Raw genomic sequence first — 17,786 nt, forward strand, 5'->3', positions numbered from 1 at the left:
CGTCACAGCTGACGCCATACACATGTGAATGATAACACAGAAACACTTCACATGCGTACAGCCAGCCGCAAGACTCCGCCGCTCGCAGGGCACTCGACCCAGCCACTCACAAGGCGTATGCCCTCAAGGCCTGGGCGCGTCGTCCTGATCATGCGCATCGCAGCAGCTGGCAGACGAGGCGTGACCCTTGCGCGGTGGCACGGGGTCCACGCCACCCGGCCCGCCCAGCGGGTGGCAGCGCGACAGACGCCTGGCCGTGAGCCAACACCCCTTGAGGGGCCCATGCACCTTGATGGCCTCCAGCCCGTAACTGGAGCAGGAAGGATAGAAGCGACAGCGCGGCCCCAGCAGCGGGCTGAGCACCAGCTGATAACCGCGCAGCAAGCCGGTCAGCAGGCGCGTCATGACCGACGTCACGCCGCGCCTGAGGGAGTGGCGGCGTTCAGGCGTTGCCATACAGGGTGTTCGGGTCAATGATCGGTGCATCGGTAATCTCGGCACCTTCAGCATCCAGGCGCCAGTAGAAGCAGCTCTTGCGGCCGGTATGGCAGGCAGGGCCCGTCTGATCGACCTTGACCAGCAGGGTATCGCCATCGCAATCCAGATGCGTACTGACCAGCTTCTGCTGTTGGCCCGAGCTCTCGCCCTTGCGCCATAGCTTGCTGCGCGAGCGTGAGAAGTAGCACACGCGACCGGTGGAGAGCGTCTCGCGCAGGGCTTCGGCGTTCATCCACGCCATCATCAATACCTCGCCGCTGTCATGCTGTTGCGCGATGGCGGGAATCAGCCCGTCGCCATTCCAGGGCAAGGCGGCGATCAGCGCTTCCAGCGCGACCTTCTCGCCGATATCGGCATTCTCCAGCGACTTGAGCAGTCCATCCTGTGCCATTGAGGGTGTTTCCTTGCAGAGTCCATATCGAAGCCCCCTCAAGCGTCATGTCACGCCGGCAGGGGCTCACGCAGTATTCAATATCACAAGCCGCGAATCAGCGACGCAGTCCGCCACGGGCGCTGCGCCAGATGAGCGACAGCAGGTAGGCGACACCGGCCACCAGCACGATGGTCGCGCCGGCCGGCAGGTCGAACTGCCATGAGAGTGCCAGCCCGCCGGTGGTGAAGGCCATGGCCGCCAGACTCGCGATCACGATCATCATGCCCAGTGAGCGCGCATGATGGCCGGCAAGCGCGGCAGGCAGGGACAGCAAGGCCAGCACCATGATCAAGCCCACCGCCTGCAACAGCAGCACGACGGTGATCGCCACCATCACCAGCAGCAGCAGGTAGAGCGTCTTGACCGGCACGCCCCGCAGACGCGCGAACTCTTCATCGAAGATCACCGCGGTCAGCGGGCGATGCACCAGCAGCAACACCAGCGCCAGACCTCCCACCATCCAAGCCAGGGTGCCGATGGCATCCGCGGGCACCAGCAGCAGATTGCCGAACAGGTAGCTCATCAGGTCGACCTTGTAACCCGGGGTCTGACTGATGAACAGGATGCCGGTGGCCATGCCGATGGCCCACAGCGCGCCGATGACGGTGTCTTCCTGATCAAAGCCCTTGAGGCTGATGTAACCGATCAGCAGGGCGGCGAGAATGGCACTGATGAAGGCGCCGACCAGCGGGCTTGCGCCCATGAAGTAGGCGATCCCCATGCCGGCAAGCACGGTATGGGCGATACCCCCGGCCAGATAGCCGATGCGGCGTACCACGACATAGGGGCCGACCAGACCGGCCGCAAGACTGGCCAGCAGACCGGCGAAGAGGGCGTTCTGGAGAAAATCCTGGCTGCCCAGGGCGGTGATGAAATTCATGTAATGTAAGCCTAGAGCGCAGAGCGGGCGACGTGAAGGAAGTGAAACAGGCCAGACGGACAGTCACCGGCCGCGACATCAGTGATGGTGATGGATCATCTGGACGTTTTCACCATAGAGCCGCTCGATCGATTCAGCGGTGAGCGTCTCGGTGTCATGGACAATCATCTTGCGGTTGAGGCAGGCGACCCGATCGACATAATCGCTGATGAAACCGAGATCGTGACTGATCACTACCACACTCATGCGGTTGGCCAGCCGATTGAACAGCTCGAAGAGGGAGCGCTCGCCGTCGCTGTCAACACTCGCGGTGGGCTCATCCAGCAGCAGCAACTGAGGCTCTGCCGCCAGGGCGCGGGCAATCAGCACACGCTGCAGCTGACCGCCGGAGAGGGCATCGATATGCCGACGGCGCAGATGACTGATGCCGACTTCCTCCAGCACCGCACCGATCGCCTCACGGTCCGCGCGTGGCCAGGGTCCCCACTGACGACGACGCCCCTGGCGCCCCATCAGCACGACATCTTCCACGCGGATGGGAAAGCGCTTCACGAAGTTGGCAAACTGCGGCACATAGCCGATATGGCGCGCGGCGGCCTTGGGCGTGCGCCCCAGCACCCGGACACAGCCAGCCGCCGGCTTGTGAAGACCGAGTATCAGCTTGAGCAGCGTGCTCTTGCCGCCACCGTTGGGCCCGATCAGTCCCACGATCTCGCGCGCGCCGACCTGAAAGTCGACATCGTCGAGAATGACCTGCTCGCCATACCGGAAGGTCACGCCGCGAATATCAATGGCATCCGGTGCATCTGCCGGCACCGGGCGAAAGACCGGTCCGACACTGCGCCCGGTGGCTGACGCCTCCGGATGGCTGTCCGTGCGCGGGCGCGCGACGGAGATGGGGCTGACCATGACGTAAGGTACCTCGTTGCAACGCAGACGGGCGCATGAGCGCCCGTCTGACTTTTCGATGGGGCAGGGCATTGTGCAAGATCAGGCGATATGCGCAATACCCGGCCGACAATTACTGGCTGTCAGTCAACTCGAAACCCGCCTTCAGCGCTTCGGTGGCGTGCTTCAGGTTGTCGAGATAATCCTCTGCCAGCGGGTCCAGCACGGCCACTTCGGCCTCCAGCGAGCTGGCGATCCGCTTGGCCGCCGTCTGGGAGAACTGCCCCGAGACGAAGATGGTGCCAATGTTCTCATCCTTGGCACGCGTGATCAGCGTGGCCATCTCGCGCGGCGTGGGCTCACGGCCACTGACTTCAATGGCATGCTGCTCGAGCGAGTAGCGGTCCGCGAAGTAGCCGAAGCTGGGATGGAAGATCAGGAAGTTGCGGCCCTTGTAGGGAGTCAGCGTCTGAGCGATCTGCGCATCCAGCTCGCTCAGGGTCTTGAGCAGACGCTGCTCATTGGCATCGATCTCGCTGGCATGTTGCGGCAGGCGGCCCTCGAGCACCTCGGCGGCACGCTCGACGACGGTCTGCATGCGCTGCGGGTCCAGCCAGAGGTGGGGGTCGGCTTCGCCGAGGTCCTCATCCTCGCCATGCTGGGCAACATGCTCTTGATGATCAGCGTGCTCATCGTGGTGCTCGTCGTGACCTTCGTGCTCGCCGTGATGCTCTTCGTGGGCCTCATGATCAGCATGCTCGTCGTGATCACCATCGTGATGCGCGTCCTGCTCATGAGCATGCGCTTCATCATGACCGTGGTCATGGGCCTCACCACTGCCGAAGTGGCGTGTGTTGAGACCCTCTTCCAGATGCACGACCTGCATCTCGGCGTTGTTCTTCACCAGGCGCGGCAACCACACCTGCTCGAAGGGCACGCCGATGGCGAGATAGAGAGGAACCGTCGACAGCTCGGCCACCTGGCGCGGGGTCGGGTCGTAGGCGTGCGGGCTGTCGCCCGGCTTGACCAGCGTGGTGATCTCGACATGCTCACCGGCCAGCTGATCGACCATCCATGCGATGGGCGGCACGCTGACGGCCACATGCAGAGGGGCGCTGTCCTGGGCGTGGGCGGCAGGCGTCGCGAACGCGGCAAGCGCGCCCAGCACACTCAGCGGCAGGGCACGCGCAGCCCGCGGACCCAGCGTGCGCTGGACCCGGGACAGCAGCTTTTCACACAACACTTGGCGAGACGCCAGGGGAGAGCCCGCATGCATACTCATGACACCACTTCCTTTGCTAGTGATCACGGCATGATGCGGACAGGGCGTGCCGAGAACCGGCACGCCAGGACCGCCATCAGCCGCGGTTGAACGAGAGTCGCTGGCCGTTGGCCACCGGATTGACGGTCTTGCCGTCATAGGCTTTCACGCCGTTGACGAAGGTCGCATCGATACGCGCCTTGAAGGTCACGCCATCGAAGGGGCTCCAGCCACACTTGTAGAGCACGTTGTCACGCGTGACGCTGGTCTCGCCATTGAGGTCGACCAGCACCAGGTCTGCGAAGGCCCCTTCACGGATGTAGCCGCGATCGACGATGGAGAAGCGATCCGCCACGTTGTGGCTGGTCTTCTGCACCAGGGTCGCCAGGTCGTAGATGCCGTCCTGGGCCTGATCGAGCAGTGACAGCAGGGCATGCTGTACCAGCGGCAGGCCGGAAGGCGCCTTGAAGTACGGGTTCTGCTTCTCTTCCCAGGTATGCGGCGCGTGATCGGTAGCGATGATATCGATACGGCCATCCATCACGGCAGCGCGCAGGGCGGCGCGGTCTTCGGCGGTCTTCACTGCCGGGTTGCACTTGATCAGGCTGCCACGGGTGTCGTAATCGGTGTCGCTGAACCACAGGTGGTGCGCGCAGACTTCGGCGGTGATCTGCTTGCCCTTCATCGGGCCAGCCTTGAACAGCGCCATTTCCTCAGCGGTGGTCAGGTGCAGGACATGCAGCTGGGTACCGTTGCGGGTCGCCAGATCGATCGCCAGACGCGAGCTCTTGATGCAGGCTTCGCGCGAGCGGATCAGGCCGTGTTCGGAGAAGGGCACGTCTTCCCCGAAACGCTCACGCCAGCGCGCCTCGTTCTCGAGAATCATCGGCGTGTCTTCGCAATGCGTGACGATGGGCGTCGGGGCATGCTTGAAGATGCCTTCGAGAATCTCCGGGTCATCGACCAGCATGTTGCCGGTAGAGGCGCCCATGAAGATCTTGATGCCGCAGGTCTGGTTCGGATCCAGCGTCTTGATCGCTTCCAGGTTGTCGTTGCTGGCACCCAGATAGAAGGCGTGGTTGGCATGGGCACGACCGGCCGCCACGGCAAACTTGGCTTCCAGTGCATCGCTGTCCAGGGTCGCCGGCTTGACATTGGGCATGTCGAAGAAGGTGGTGATCCCCCCGGCCACGGCAGCAGCAGACTCGGTGGCGATGTTGCCCTTGGCGGTCAGGCCCGGCTCACGGAAGTGCACCTGATCATCGATCATGCCCGGCAGCAGATGGCGGCCAGCGGCATCAATCACTTCACGTGCATCGAGGTGAGACAGGTCGTTGCCGATGGCGTGAATACGCCCGTCCTTGATGCCCACATCCTGAGTGGAAATGGTGCCTTCATTGACGACTTGCGCCTGTGAGATGCGGATGTCCAGCATGTGACGTCCTCCGTGGGAAGCAAATGTTATATCGTATCAAAAGCGCTCGCAAGCGCCGTTCACTGAGCGTTTTCTGCCATGGCAGCTGCTTGAGAGGTGCAATCCTGGCAACGCCCCTCGAGTTCGATGGTCTGGCGTTCGATCGAGAAACCATGGCGATCGGCGCTGGCGACTAGCCGAGTACCGAGATCGTCATCATGCATTTCCTCGACACGACCGCAGCCGCGGCAGATCAACAGCTGAAAGCCGTGCTGATGTTCCGGGCAGTGGCAGGCAAGGTAGGCATTGAGTGATTCGATGCGATGGACGAGGCCCTGTTCGAGCAGGAAGTCCAGTGCACGATAGATCGTGGGAGGGCGGGCAGCGCCATGTTCCTTGGCGAGCTGATCCAGTAGGTCATACGCCTTGAGTGCGCCATGACTGGTCGCGATCATTTCCAGTACACGTCGCCGAATCGGCGTAAATCGCACACCGCGCGCCAGACATTGACGTTCGGCCTGGTCGATCAGCGAAAGTGGCTCTGGCATGAAGAATCCTGAGTGTCGTGAATCCCGGATGTCAAAAGGCGTCAAGCGCGATGAGGGCAAGTGCGTCAGCGCGCAGCCTGAATGACCAGATGCTTATTCTAGGGCAAATGGGCCATGACGGGCCACCGGCAAAGGCATCGGGGCTGAGTGAGTCACTCAAAGGCAACGCACGGCGCTGAGCTGACATGAAAGCATGGACAAGCGATCAATATGATATAACATAACAATTATCGCTTTCTGGTCGCGGTGATAGACCCGCGCCCATCCCTGACAGGAAGATTTCATGGCCCAGTTCGAGGCGCTGCACCCACCCCTTCACACACGACCCGAGCCACGCCTGGCAGCCAGTTCGTCACCTTCGCCCCTCGCGTCGGCGCCAAGGCCCGCGGCCCATTGGCATATCGGTCACGAGGCACATGACCTGGGGGCGATCTTCGACCCTGACATCAGTCTGGCCGTGATGCAACGCCGCATCGATGCGGCATTGAAGATGGCGGTCAAGGCTCAATCCTCGGGTGCCTACCCGCTGCGCATGCGCTGGCGCGGCCCGATCAGTGATCTGCGTGAGGCGCTGGAGCGCTACCTTCCCGCACCGGATGCCGGGACTGCGCTGATAGAGGACATCCGTGTACTGGGTGAGGCCATGGGCGAGCTCTTCGAGGTCAAGGACATCGGCATGCGACTGGAGATGACCCAGAGCGCCATGTGCCCGCGCTTTCATGTCGATCGCATCCCGGTCAGATTGGTGACGACCTACGACGGCCCGGGCACCCAGTGGCTGCCGGAACATGCCGCCGACAGACTGGCGCTGGCCACGGCCAGCCCGGCCATCATGACATCTGCCTGGCCCCCGGCGAGATACATGAGCTGCGCCCGGGCAGCCTGGCGTTGCTCAAGGGCGAGTGCTGGCCGGGCAACGAAGGGCGAGGGCTGATCCATCGCTCACCGGTGGTGCCCAATGGTAGTCGCCTGATGTTGAGCATGGACCCCGGCTGAGCCAAGGCTTCGCTTACGACTCACCAAACAGAAACACCCCGCCTTGGCGGGGTGTTTCTGTCTTTCCACACGCAGGACAAGTCGATCAACCAAGGCATCGGTCAGCAGAACAGTCGTTCGGCAGAACCGTCACTCGGCAGGCCCAGGGAGACCGACATCAGTCCGCGATGGGCGCCATGCCGACATTGGCGACATCTTCCTTGCTGCGCGAGAAATGCTTGCGCGCAAAGGCGACACGCTCGGCGACCGGCACACCGTCGGGCTGACGCTCGATCAGCTCGAGCCGCTTGCGCAGGCCCTCGCCATTGGCCATCTGGATGGCGAGCCCCGGTCGGGCGTTGAGCTCCAGCAGCATCGGGCCATGGCGACGATCCAGCACCATGTCGGTGCCCAGATACCCCAGTCCGGTCATCTCGTAACAGCCGGCAGCCAGCTCGAGCAGGGTGTCCCACTGCGGCACCTTGAGCGAGAAGATATCGTGCCCGGTATCGGGGTGCGCGAACTGCGGGCGATCATACTGCACGCCGCGCACCGCCCAGCCACTGCCGATATCCAGCCCGACACCGACCGCGCCTTGGTGAAGGTTGGCCTTGCCATCCGAGGCCGCCGTCGACAGGCGCATCATCGCCATCACGGGATAGCCCTTGAAGACGATGACGCGAATGTCCGGCACACCCTCATAGGTGAACTCGGCGAAGGCCTGATCGAAGGAGATCAAGCCTTCGACCAGCGCCACATCCGGTGAGCCGCCCAGCGAATAGAGCCCTGACAGGATGTTGGAGACGTGGCGTTCCATATCGGCACGCGTGATACGCGCGCCACTGGGCTTCACATACTCTTCGCCATCATGGTGCTCGATGACGAGGATCCCCTTGCCGCCTGAGCCCTTGGCCGGCTTGATCACGAAGCCTGTGTGATCGCGCACCATGTCGACGACGCGCTCGACCTCGAACTGGCTGGCGACCTTTCCGATCATCTCCGGCGAGGCCAGGCCGTACTTCTGACACAGCAGCTTGGTCTGCAGCTTGTCATCGACCAGCGGATAGAGACGGCGGTCGTTGTATTTCGAGATATACCCGATGTTGCGGCGATTCATGCCGACAACCCCCCGGGCGCGCAAGGCGCCCGGCGTGGTCCAGTTGCGCGACCAGCGATTCAGCCATGACGAGAGCATCTCAATCCTCCGTCAGCGGCTTGAAGCGGCGCAATTCCAGCAGACGATAGCCGGTGTAGTTGCCGAGCAGCAGGATGAAGGCCATCAGCACCAGTTGCAGACCGAGGAAGTTGAAGGTCAGGTGACGCACCCACGGATTGTTCATCGCCAGATAGGCCAGCACAGCGGTCAGAAGGCTGCCGCCACCTTGCTTGAGCACTTCCTTGGGACCTTCCTCTTCCCACAGGATCGACATGCGCTCGACGGTCCACGACAGGATGATCATCGGGAAGAAGGTGATGGTCAGGCCGGCGTTCAGACCGAAGCGATAGGCGAGTACCGAGAAGATGGAGATGATCGCGATCACCGTGATGATCACCACCGAGACCCTCGCCACCAGCAGCAGATTGAGCCGTGACAGGTAACTGCGGATCACCAGGCCCGTCGCGACGATCAGCAGGAAGCCGATCAAGCCGGTCACCAGACTTGTCTGGATGAAGGCGAGGGCGATCAATACCGGCATGAAGGTACCGGAGGTCTTGAGACCGACCAGTACACGCAGCAGCACCACGACCAGCGCGCCGATCGGGATCAGCAGGATGGTCTTGAACAGCGCCTGCTCTTCCAGCGGCAAGGAGTGGATCGAGAAGTTGAGCAGCTCGTCATTGGCCAGCTTGTTGCGCACCGCGACGGCCGCCGGCTCGTTGTGACGGATCATCGAGAAGCTGACACGGGAATTCACGCCGCCTTCGACTTCCAGCATCGGCGCGCCACGACCTTCCCACAGCAGCAGGTTGTCCGGCTCACCTTGCTTGCCGGTTTCCGGATTGATCAGCACCCAGTCGGTGTTGATGTCTTCAGCATCGGCGGCCTCGACATCCACCGCCTCGTTGCCTTGCGGCGTTTCGGCGAAGACCTGCAACCACGACGAGACCGTCTGGCGACGACGACCGTCTTCCAGACTCAGGCCGCTGACCAGACGCGCACTGACACCGGCCTCATTGAGCAGGCGCAGCATCAACTCGGGACGCTCGAACTGGGTCAGCAGCAGGCGCGCATTCTCGCCCTGACGCTGATTGTCGAACTGCTTGATCAACTCACGTGCGAAGGTGAACGAATCGGCACTGCGCTCACGGGCCTGATCGATGACCTGGGCCGCGGCGGTATCGTAGGGACGCTCCCAGGAGACTTCCTGAGGGGCCGGCAGGCGCTTGATGGCCGCAGGCGTCGCGTTGTCGGACTCCAGCATGGTCACGGTGTAATACAGCAGCTGCGAGCCTGCCGCTTCACGGATCGACCATTCGGCACGACGGCCCGGCAGGTCATCCAGATAGGACAGCCCGAAGCCCGAGGACGCCGTGTTCTCGGTCAGGACGCTGTAGCCTTTCTGGTTTTCCGGCAGCGCCAGCGACGCCTTGACCGGGCCGCCAGTGGCCGTGAAGGCCACCTGGGCTTCGATATCCCACACTTTCTGCTGTGCACCGGGCACCCAGGGCACATCAAACGAAATATGGCGATAGGCGGTCAGGCCCACACCGATCAGCATCAACAGGCCGACCAGAAGATAGAAAGCAAAACGCGACATGGGAGTCCTTGAAATGTCTGGAGCAGTCATGATGGCTCGGTGGAGCACCGAGCCATGTCAGGCAGCGAAGCCGGGCAGAGGAGACAGGAGGGCGCTTGCCACTCAGTCGCGGTTGCCTTCGTTCGGGTCCTCGTCCTTGGCCGCTTCGTTACTGGGTGCACTGCCCGGATACTCCGGACGTGCATTGATGAAGGTACGGCTGACGTCCACCGCAGCGATGTCCATCATGAAGCGACGGCCCAGCAATACCGGATAGGTGAGATCACGACGATCATTGAGGGTGAACTCGACCTTCTGCTTGATGTCACCCAGTGTCATCAGCAGGCTGACGACGGGACGCTCTTCACGGCCGGAGGCCTGGATGATGGTCACCGTGCGGCTGACCTGGGCTTCGACCCACTTGTCACGATCGCCTGACACGAAATACTTGCCGTCATCCCGCAGCGCGAGCTTGAACTTGACCCACTTGGCGCCATCGCGCTCGAATTCGGTGATATCACGCGCCGACAGCGACGAGGTGTTGGCCCCGGTGTCGATACGTGCCTTGAAGTAGCTGCTGATGGTCGGGAAACCGACCCACTCGACACGCCCAAGCAAGGCCTTGTCGAGGATGGGGTTGTCGGTCACGGCCTTGCAGGCTTCCACGGCCTGCGGCTGTGCGGGCTGTTCCATCTCGGCATGGATCTGGCGCAGCTGACTGCCGACTTCTCGCACGTCACGACGCAGAGAGCGGCTCAGTGCCTGCTGGTCGGCAAGTTGCTGCTGTTGGACGTTGCATTGGCCTGCCAGCTGCTCCTGCAGCGCATCGATGCGCTGTGAGAAGGCATCTGGCGTCAATACCGGTTTCTGCGGTTGCGGTTGTGCCGGGACGCAGCCGGCCATGACGACGACACTGGTCAAGGTAACAGGCAATAGCAGCTTGCGGATCAGCATAGGGGAGAAGGTTCCTGTTCAGCCTTGCTGCCGCTCTACAACCTGTGTGAACGGCAGACATAATTCTTGTCCATCGTCAGTCAGCACACTGATCCGACGATGCCTGGGTATTCCCTTGTATAGCTTGGGCGTTCTAGCACCGAAGCGTTACTGGGGGCGATCATACGTAGCCCGAATGGTGACTGTCCATGTTTCAGCACCTGACGCCGAGCCATTGCCTGCAATTCACCAACGTAGCGATCACTTTCTGTCGCCAGTCGAGGACAGACCACACGAGCTCCCGCCAGGCGTGGGTCAGGGCCGCTGTCAGCCGGCTTGACGTATAACGCCAGCTTGGCTTGCGTCGCCTTCAGGTGACGAAAACCTTGATGGAATCCAGCCTCCAGACAGGAGCAGCCTTCGCGGCAGTTTGCACAGCCAGACCTCACTGTTTGCGCATTGTTCAGGATGTCACTGCATCATCAGCGCGGGATCACAACATGACAACGACACGATCTCGGATGCGAGCCCGCCGCCGAAGCGAGTCAGACTGTCGCCAAACTGACCAAATGCAGGCCACTCAGCAAAAGATAGGCGGGAACGTCGACTGACTCCATCGGCTGACTTTATCAACTGACTTTAATGACAAGCAGAACCTGAGGTTCACAAGCAGCTATGCAGAAGCTGTCATTCGCGCGGAGGAGGTCAGGTGCCTGAAGATCGACGCTCAAGCATTGACGTACACAGCCCGGATGAACAAAGCCCGGATGAACAAGGCACCGACGTACACAGCTTGAGCACGCTTACGAACTACCGCATTTAACATGTATGCACACCAAATATGTAATTATATAGCAAAATCAATGTGTTGCACCTTTTTCTATGTCAATTATGGGTTTTGCGGTATTGGCATGCATCCAGCTAGGCAGTCCTATTTAGGCCTACCTACTCATTCTAAGGGCAAGCGATGTGAAAGCTCGGGTAACACTATATATTGTATAATTGCGGTATGCCGTACGAACCCTCACCAAAGCCAGTTGTGAATACACAGCACATCGGGCAGCAACGAGGCCCCAACCATGCAAGGGAAGGCGCGTAACGGGGGGCCGCTAGCTCGCGATGCCGCTCATGGTAGGCAATGGCACGGCGTTGGCGATTGCCCAATGCGTGTTGGTTGGCCGGCAGGGAGCCAGAGACGACGTCGCCCTCGATCCAATGGAGAAACAAGCCAAGTTTCCTTGGCAAACAAACTGTCATTGATGATCTTTTAGTTCCTGAAAAGGGAGTATTGAGGCCATTTTTACCGCTGATAGCAAATATTCTGAGAGGTTGGAGGCAGTCTTAGATTTAATCTTTGTCATTAAAGTATTAAATTAGTAGAAAGGCACTTGATAAGCTACAACCAAGGAAGAAAACTAATGAGAAAAAAGCAATCACCACTAAATCGGCTGGGGGGAAGTGTAATCGAACTCAAGAGGCCATGTGAGCCAATTGAAGAATGTTCTTGGGGAATTTTGAAGCTTCTAAGTAAAACTTGTTTTTAACAACCGTGAAGATAAAAAGCGCCCTCAAAGAGGGCGCGATAATGGATAATAGGCTAACAGTAGTTATGTGGCATTATTATATCATGCTAACTAGGTTTAGATTTTCTTTTTGAGAAATTAATTTCCTCTGCTGTAACACCTCCATGACCAGGGACTAGCGACCAGACCCGTACATCAATCCCATCATTCTGAAGTTTTCGCATAAAATATCGAGCTTGAATAGCATCGTGTGTCGCAACTACAACTTGAAACTTATGCTCAACAATATAGTCCCTTAGGACATCAAATACTGAGGATGCATGCACTAGATCATGGTGCTGTGTTGGATCATCTAGCAGCAAAGCTCTCCATGGAGACCAATGATGGTTCATAGCCATTGAAAGAAGAAAGGTTAACTGCAGGTCTGTTAGCTGTGCTTCACTCGCGATAGCAGGAACAGAGACTTTCTTGTTATGTAAGGGCGCGGATACCTCAGCCCGCTCTTTTTTGTAAGCGCTATAGAAATCTAAACTTGTTTCGGAAAACCTTTGATCCCTAATTATACGCTTAAGGAGTGCCTGCCAACGTGGTACTACAGAAACAACATGCTTCTGAACATTTTTGATTTCGGTAGATAAGAAACCGCCAAATGACTCCATGGCATTAGAAAGTGATGTAAGCTGTTCTACATCAGCTTTTTCAGTTTCTAATTTCTTATTTAGCTCTTCACAAAATTCATCTTCTGACAAGTCGCCGCGCCGGCGATCCAAGAACTCCTGAGTTGTACGAGTTTTCTCAAAATTACCCCAAGCAACAATTTCGCTATTGATGGATTCCAAAGCGCTATAATGATTTTCTAATTGTGAGACGATCATTTCAAGCTGAAGCTTGTGTCTGTAGCTTACCTCTGAATCAGGATCTCCAGGCAATCTAAAGCTGTACCAAGATGCACGATACTGTGAAACTCTTGATTGCACCTCTTTCAACTGATTTTCGAGCTTTGATATTCTATGATTTATTTCAGATATTTGAGATTCATTTTTTTCTAGAAAGGATTGCTGTTCATTTTCCTTTGAGTTCATTTCGTAAAGTTTTTTTTCTATTTTATTTTTTTCAACAGATAGCTCTGCCAAGGTTTTAGATGGAATGTCGCCGGATGCTATTGCTGCATAAGATGCATCGGCTTGCTTAAGTCGTGTAATCGCCTCGAACCGATTTTTCCTTGTAGTTTCTAAGGAGAGACTTGCTGTATGGTAAGAGGTTTTAACAAAATCAAAGTATTCCTCTCCCACGAACGTGTTAAGTTTTTTCTTTTTCTCAGCAAGCTGTTGCCTACTATTAGCAACTTCTTCTGTTTTATCCTTAATAAGATCTTGGGCAAGAGATATCGTTCCGCTTGCGATAAGAGGATGAGATCGAAAGCTCTCTATCTTAGAGGCTAAATCGGATTCTTGAACCTCCAGTGAAGATAGTTTATCTATACAAGCCTTTAGCTCGGACTGAGCCACCGTTACTGCTCCTTCGCTGGCTCTGCGCTTGTCAGATGCTGTCTTATGACGATGTTCAGCTGTTACCACATTAGGATCTATTGTTTCTAATGCCTCATGAACACGTTTTTGCAGCTCCTGAGGGCCATGTTCTACTCCACATAGTGGACAGTCACTACGATCTTCTGGCAAGTGAGATGCAATTAATGCGACAGCCTGACGCACAGCATCAGCTGCAGAGTCAATTGCTACATGGTTGTTTTTGGCCTGGGCTTCATCGGCTTGACATTTATCACGTTTAAATAACGCATCTTGTAGTTTCCCACGAAGAGATTCAATTTCTTCTTTTGCAGCACCAATAGCCAGTGATAGATTACTTTTTCCCCGGGCAGTGTCTATCCACTGATTCACCAACTGCTGGGCGGTCCTTAAATCAGATTCCTTTTTTTCTAATGTCCGCGATTGCTCTCTTATTTTCTCATGCTGTACACGCTCATACTCGTGTCTTTCAAAGGCTTCTTTTAACTCGGAGTAATCTTTTTCAGCTTTAATTAGTGCATCGTTTGCTTCTTGTACCGCAATGGTTCGTTGATCGACCTCTTGCTTCGCGTTGGCTTCATTTTCATGCCAATTTAACTGCTGAGTAATAGATGTTTGTAGTTGCTCAATGTGCGCAATCTCTTTCTGAAGCACCTCTTTCTCAGCTGCTATTTTTTCGCGTTCATGCCTCTTATCTTTAAGCAGTGAGTTTTCTTTAGATAGCTCTTTATAAAAATTATCTATCCTAGCTTGCTCAGAATCAAACTTTTCTATCAGATCATCAATACCATTTAAGGCAATAGTTTTATCTCGTAGGCTCTCTATCTTGGACTGAAGTAGATCTTCCAGTGTAGAGTAAACTGTCTCTAAGGCATCTTGCCTAACCGGCTCTGAAAGAAGCCCCATCGGCAACTGTTCAATGAGCTCTGCCTGTTGAGCTATCTTAGTAACTGTGCCGATGATTGTTTCTCTGCTACGAAGAGCTTCTTTTGATTGTGAGGCTGAGAGATCGCGCTCAGCTATTAAACTTTGCCAATCCGCTAATTCATCCTCATAAGAAGCCAATGCGCTCCTAGCTTGTTTAACTTGATCTGTAATTGAACGTCGAATACTATTAAGAGAAGCGCTTACTTGAGAACCATCTCTTCCAATGGGGAGTCGGGATAGTTGAGAGCCTGCAGACTTTGAATCGGCTTGTACTAACCAATCTTTTCCTCTTTGATCAAGGAGATGTGTTAATCTGAGCAAAAAAGGAATATCAGAAGGGTCTGTTTCAGGAAAAATTCTTTCAAGGCTTCCACAGTGAATTGTTTCACCATACGTATTAACTTTCGATGAGATTTGTGTTTCACCAAAATTTAGATTGACACTAGCTACATCTTGCGAATCACGGATTATAGGAGTTAAGTCATCTCCTAATCGTGATATCTTGCCGGTAAGACCAAGCTCAACAGCTTCAAAAAAAGCTGTCTTACCAGTGCCATTGGGGGCCAATAAAATAGTTGCGCCTGGACTGAGCTTGATATTTGTCTCTTGCCCAAATCGTCTAATATTGGAAAGAGTGATGGATTCTAGCTTTGTCATTGGTGCGCCTCACTATCAAAAGCTTGTTTTCTTAGCTCATCTGCAATCTCGCTTCCGTTTTTACCCGAAAGTAGAGAGTTTCTCCAAGAGTCAAGATGCCTAAGTGTCCAAGGGTGAGTATCTCCAAGAGAAGCTAAAGCAGCGAGGAGGGGATCATTGAGGCCTTCTGAGATTGTAGTCAATGAAAGTGAAGATAAGAAAGTTCTATCTAAAAGCTCATCTACTTTTTCAGACTCCTTTGCGACCACTTTTCGGCAGAACCGATCATCTGTTTCTATCCGTGTCGCATCTTCAAAAGGGATTTTTCTTATTAACATAAACATATATAAGTCGGCAGTTTCTGGTTCAGGCAAAATATCACGAACATCAGCAGCCAACCTAAATGCCGCCTGCAATGATGAGCTTTCATAAGAAAGATCTACAATTAGAATTGTTTTAAAACCAGCATTCGGCCTATTTATTCTTTTGAGCCTGCAAGTCTCAAATTCGACCCCCGGATCTGGAAAACAGAACAGCTCTTGATTTATGACAGGTTCTTCATAACGGCCTTCGACACGCTTTGCTATAGCAGCTATCACTCCTTGGATTGTCATCATTATAGTCTCCTTTCTCCATTTCCTTCGATTGCATTTTGACGAGCATCATATTGCTCTTTCAAATGCTTTCCAAAATAATCCTGTAGTTTGTTTAATGATCCTTTTCTTAGCTGATTGAAGGATCTTGAACGTGTAACTAATAAATATGGCTGTCGTTCGGCTGCCATGCTAGTAGCTGCTTCAGCATCATCTGCCATTCCTTCATTTAGCAACTCAGAAGGAGATGCACTGACACCTGATAGTATAACAACAGGTGGTGGGTTGGGTCCGATAATAGCAGTTAAACTGTCATCAGACAGCTCACGTACTTCTTGGTTATCGTCTGAAGGACCAGACCAGTTTTTAAGTGCAATGCTAAGCACCTTTCCAAAACTTGGGAATGACTCCCAATTTGCCTCACTATCCCCAATCGCAACTGCTACCAATAATAATGTTTCTATGGCGTTAACTAAAAGATTTATATTTTTTGGTCCAATACGTAATGCGTGCTTCTCATTTTTACCCTCGGTAGACGGGTAAAGCAGTTTTACTAAAAATTTTCGCCGACATACTGAGTCACTTGTAAGCGTTTCTGACCAGACTTGCCAAGTCGCCTCCATGGCAGACATTAATGATGTATCATTAATTCTTTCCAAACGCTCAGAGACCTTATAACACAGCCGCTCCCAGACAATATAATCCATTGATTTGTCCAGGTCTTCAGCTTCTTTCCGTGTATCAGTATGGGTTTTTAACTCACGTTGAAAAGCACAAGTCAGGGCTTCACTATTTTCAATCCATACTAAATCTTCAAGATCGTCGTCACTATTACCGAGGGTATAGCCAAGCTCGTTAAAGATAAAGCTACGCCACAAAGGTTCTTGGTAAATCAAACCTTGCTTACCATTTTGCAGATGAAGCGCCAAACGAAGTACTGCAGAATGTAGAGTGAGGTTAGAATTAGGAGGAGTGCAGTCTGCATAGACTCTTAAGCTGCAATTTTTTGAGCTCTGCCCCCATAATTTTTCGACCACAGTAGCGGAGCTCTCTGAAGCTTCACTGTCTACATCGTGAATTCCAGAGACAGACCAAAGGTAGCCAGAGCCCGGTTTGCTTGGACTCATAAGATACTGAGTCCATTTCTCTATTTCTGGCTTAAGATAATCGTTAAGGTGGCGCAGTAAAGTACGAGGTTTTATGCTGGCAACATCTGAAGTTTCACGGCTAATGTAGTCAAGGAGGACAGCGAGCGTTGCACTAGAATCGGTGAAATGCCGATCCAGTAAGTTTATCACCTGCTTTTCTACATACTCATCGTTTCCTACACAGGTAACCTTACAACGGCTTAGGGTGTTTTTGATATGAGTCCAATCACTAAAGCCACACCAAGTGGTCAGCCAGTTATAGGCTCGGGTTGTAGGGCCATCATTCCTATTATCTAGAGCATTAGGTTCAGTCCCATCCTGGCCGCATGTTTTGCAAATTTCTTCCAGGTGGCTAACTCTAAAATCTTTTTTTATTTCAAGATTGCCACCTATCAAAATTAAATTAAAAAATCTTTTGCTATTATTGTTTTCTTTTGACCAACTGGCCAGACTTAAAAAAGCTGAATCAAGAACTGAGTTAGCAGGCTCTTTTCCTTTCTCAGAGCATTCTTTTCCGGTCTCTTTCGTTCTTCGTGGCTTAATAGTTACTTTTGTTTTATCGGAATTTTTGTTGCAAAAGTCTGTAGTTTGTCTTTTGATCTGAAGATGCTCATAGGTTCTATCATTATGAAGAATTACAACATCATCCCATTCAATAATGCCGCCTTGTTCACTGCCAATCTCAACTGGCCCAGGCTGCCCTGAAATAAATTTGTCTAGCATTTCCGACAAGAATTGGGCAATAATAATTTTCTCGAATCTTGATTTTTGCTCAAGACGAAACCTTTTAATCATTTTGGCATCCCTTCATTCCCATTTCGCGGTGCTCAGCTATGCTGGCAGTCTTCACCTTGCGTTACACTTT

13 protein-coding genes and 1 pseudogene are annotated in these 17,786 nt (G+C 54.6%); 1 reads left to right on the plus strand and 13 read right to left on the minus strand.

Going from position 1 to position 17,786, the window contains the following annotated elements; all coding sequences use genetic code 11:
• Positions 1–123: 123 nt before the first annotated feature.
• From yidD to CLAM6_RS08805, 7 genes are all read right to left on the minus strand, one after another.
• A complete protein-coding gene (gene yidD, locus CLAM6_RS08775) occupies positions 124–405 on the minus strand; it encodes a membrane protein insertion efficiency factor YidD (RefSeq protein ID WP_206752250.1) in 282 nt (93 codons plus the stop codon).
• A gap of 37 nt (positions 406–442) precedes the next feature.
• Positions 443–889 carry a phosphoribosyl-AMP cyclohydrolase gene (hisI, locus tag CLAM6_RS08780; RefSeq protein WP_043334240.1) on the minus strand — a complete coding sequence of 149 codons (447 nt, stop codon included), beginning with the start codon at positions 887–889 and terminating at the stop codon, positions 443–445.
• Positions 890–986: 97 nt separating this feature from the next.
• A complete protein-coding gene (locus CLAM6_RS08785; protein WP_043334239.1) occupies positions 987–1,811 on the minus strand; it encodes a metal ABC transporter permease in 825 nt (274 codons plus the stop codon).
• Positions 1,812–1,889: 78 nt separating this feature from the next.
• The gene (locus CLAM6_RS08790; protein WP_082388762.1) at positions 1,890–2,720 is read right to left on the minus strand and encodes a metal ABC transporter ATP-binding protein; all 831 of its coding nucleotides are present in this window, start codon (positions 2,718–2,720) and stop codon (positions 1,890–1,892) included.
• Positions 2,721–2,832: 112 nt separating this feature from the next.
• On the minus strand, positions 2,833–3,981 hold the full coding sequence (locus CLAM6_RS08795) for a metal ABC transporter solute-binding protein, Zn/Mn family (protein WP_172978670.1): 1,149 nt from the start codon (positions 3,979–3,981) through the stop codon (positions 2,833–2,835).
• 76 nt (positions 3,982–4,057) lie between these two features.
• Positions 4,058–5,395: a dihydroorotase gene (locus CLAM6_RS08800; protein WP_153635771.1), complete on the minus strand. Its 1,338-nt coding sequence runs from the start codon at positions 5,393–5,395 to the stop codon at positions 4,058–4,060.
• Between the two features lie 59 nt (positions 5,396–5,454).
• A complete protein-coding gene (locus CLAM6_RS08805) occupies positions 5,455–5,922 on the minus strand; it encodes a Fur family transcriptional regulator (RefSeq protein WP_043334236.1) in 468 nt (155 codons plus the stop codon).
• 460 nt (positions 5,923–6,382) lie between these two features.
• On the opposite strand from CLAM6_RS08805, the pseudogene CLAM6_RS08810 reads away from it, so the two are divergent.
• Positions 6,383–6,918: pseudogene (locus CLAM6_RS08810) on the plus strand (DUF1826 domain-containing protein).
• A 157-nt stretch (positions 6,919–7,075) separates the two neighbouring features.
• On the opposite strand, the gene CLAM6_RS08815 reads toward CLAM6_RS08810, so the two are convergent.
• The 6 genes from CLAM6_RS08815 to CLAM6_RS08840 form a co-directional block, all read right to left on the minus strand.
• Entirely contained in the window at positions 7,076–8,092 is a 1,017-nt protein-coding gene (locus CLAM6_RS08815; RefSeq protein WP_153635773.1) for an alpha-L-glutamate ligase-like protein, read from the minus strand.
• A 1-nt stretch (position 8,093) separates the two neighbouring features.
• Positions 8,094–9,656 carry an inactive transglutaminase family protein gene (locus CLAM6_RS08820; protein WP_043334234.1) on the minus strand — a complete coding sequence of 521 codons (1,563 nt, stop codon included), beginning with the start codon at positions 9,654–9,656 and terminating at the stop codon, positions 8,094–8,096.
• A gap of 102 nt (positions 9,657–9,758) precedes the next feature.
• Positions 9,759–10,589: an ATP-dependent zinc protease family protein gene (locus CLAM6_RS08825; RefSeq protein ID WP_153635774.1), complete on the minus strand. Its 831-nt coding sequence runs from the start codon at positions 10,587–10,589 to the stop codon at positions 9,759–9,761.
• 1,609 nt (positions 10,590–12,198) lie between these two features.
• Positions 12,199–15,201 (minus strand): AAA family ATPase, encoded by a 3,003-nt coding sequence (locus tag CLAM6_RS08830; RefSeq protein WP_153635775.1) that lies wholly within the window; start codon positions 15,199–15,201, stop codon positions 12,199–12,201.
• Positions 15,198–15,797 (minus strand): ABC-three component system middle component 1, encoded by a 600-nt coding sequence (locus CLAM6_RS08835; protein WP_153635776.1) that lies wholly within the window; start codon positions 15,795–15,797, stop codon positions 15,198–15,200. Before CLAM6_RS08835 ends, CLAM6_RS08830 begins: the two co-directional genes overlap by 4 nt.
• On the minus strand, positions 15,797–17,716 hold the full coding sequence (locus CLAM6_RS08840; RefSeq protein WP_153635777.1) for an ABC-three component system protein: 1,920 nt from the start codon (positions 17,714–17,716) through the stop codon (positions 15,797–15,799). Before CLAM6_RS08840 ends, CLAM6_RS08835 begins: the two co-directional genes overlap by 1 nt.
• Between the last annotated feature and the right edge of the window lie 70 nt (positions 17,717–17,786).

Source organism: Cobetia sp. AM6 (genome assembly GCF_009617955.1).
Taxonomy (GTDB): domain Bacteria; phylum Pseudomonadota; class Gammaproteobacteria; order Pseudomonadales; family Halomonadaceae; genus Cobetia; species Cobetia amphilecti.

Excerpts from the sequence above, each read along its gene's own strand:
- yidD (WP_206752250.1), bottom strand. The coding sequence starts at position 405 with ATGACGCGCCTGCTGACCGGCTTGCTGCGCGGTTATCAGCTGGTGCTC.
- hisI (WP_043334240.1), bottom strand. The coding sequence starts at position 889 with ATGGCACAGGATGGACTGCTCAAGTCGCTGGAGAATGCCGATATCGGC.
- CLAM6_RS08785 (WP_043334239.1), bottom strand. The coding sequence starts at position 1,811 with ATGAATTTCATCACCGCCCTGGGCAGCCAGGATTTTCTCCAGAACGCC.
- CLAM6_RS08790 (WP_082388762.1), bottom strand. The coding sequence starts at position 2,720 with ATGGTCAGCCCCATCTCCGTCGCGCGCCCGCGCACGGACAGCCATCCG.
- CLAM6_RS08795 (WP_172978670.1), bottom strand. The coding sequence starts at position 3,981 with ATGAGTATGCATGCGGGCTCTCCCCTGGCGTCTCGCCAAGTGTTGTGT.
- CLAM6_RS08800 (WP_153635771.1), bottom strand. The coding sequence starts at position 5,395 with ATGCTGGACATCCGCATCTCACAGGCGCAAGTCGTCAATGAAGGCACC.
- CLAM6_RS08805 (WP_043334236.1), bottom strand. The coding sequence starts at position 5,922 with ATGCCAGAGCCACTTTCGCTGATCGACCAGGCCGAACGTCAATGTCTG.
- CLAM6_RS08815 (WP_153635773.1), bottom strand. The coding sequence starts at position 8,092 with ATGCTCTCGTCATGGCTGAATCGCTGGTCGCGCAACTGGACCACGCCG.
- CLAM6_RS08820 (WP_043334234.1), bottom strand. The coding sequence starts at position 9,656 with ATGTCGCGTTTTGCTTTCTATCTTCTGGTCGGCCTGTTGATGCTGATC.
- CLAM6_RS08825 (WP_153635774.1), bottom strand. The coding sequence starts at position 10,589 with ATGCTGATCCGCAAGCTGCTATTGCCTGTTACCTTGACCAGTGTCGTC.
- CLAM6_RS08830 (WP_153635775.1), bottom strand. The coding sequence starts at position 15,201 with ATGACAAAGCTAGAATCCATCACTCTTTCCAATATTAGACGATTTGGG.
- CLAM6_RS08835 (WP_153635776.1), bottom strand. The coding sequence starts at position 15,797 with ATGATGACAATCCAAGGAGTGATAGCTGCTATAGCAAAGCGTGTCGAA.
- CLAM6_RS08840 (WP_153635777.1), bottom strand. The coding sequence starts at position 17,716 with ATGATTAAAAGGTTTCGTCTTGAGCAAAAATCAAGATTCGAGAAAATT.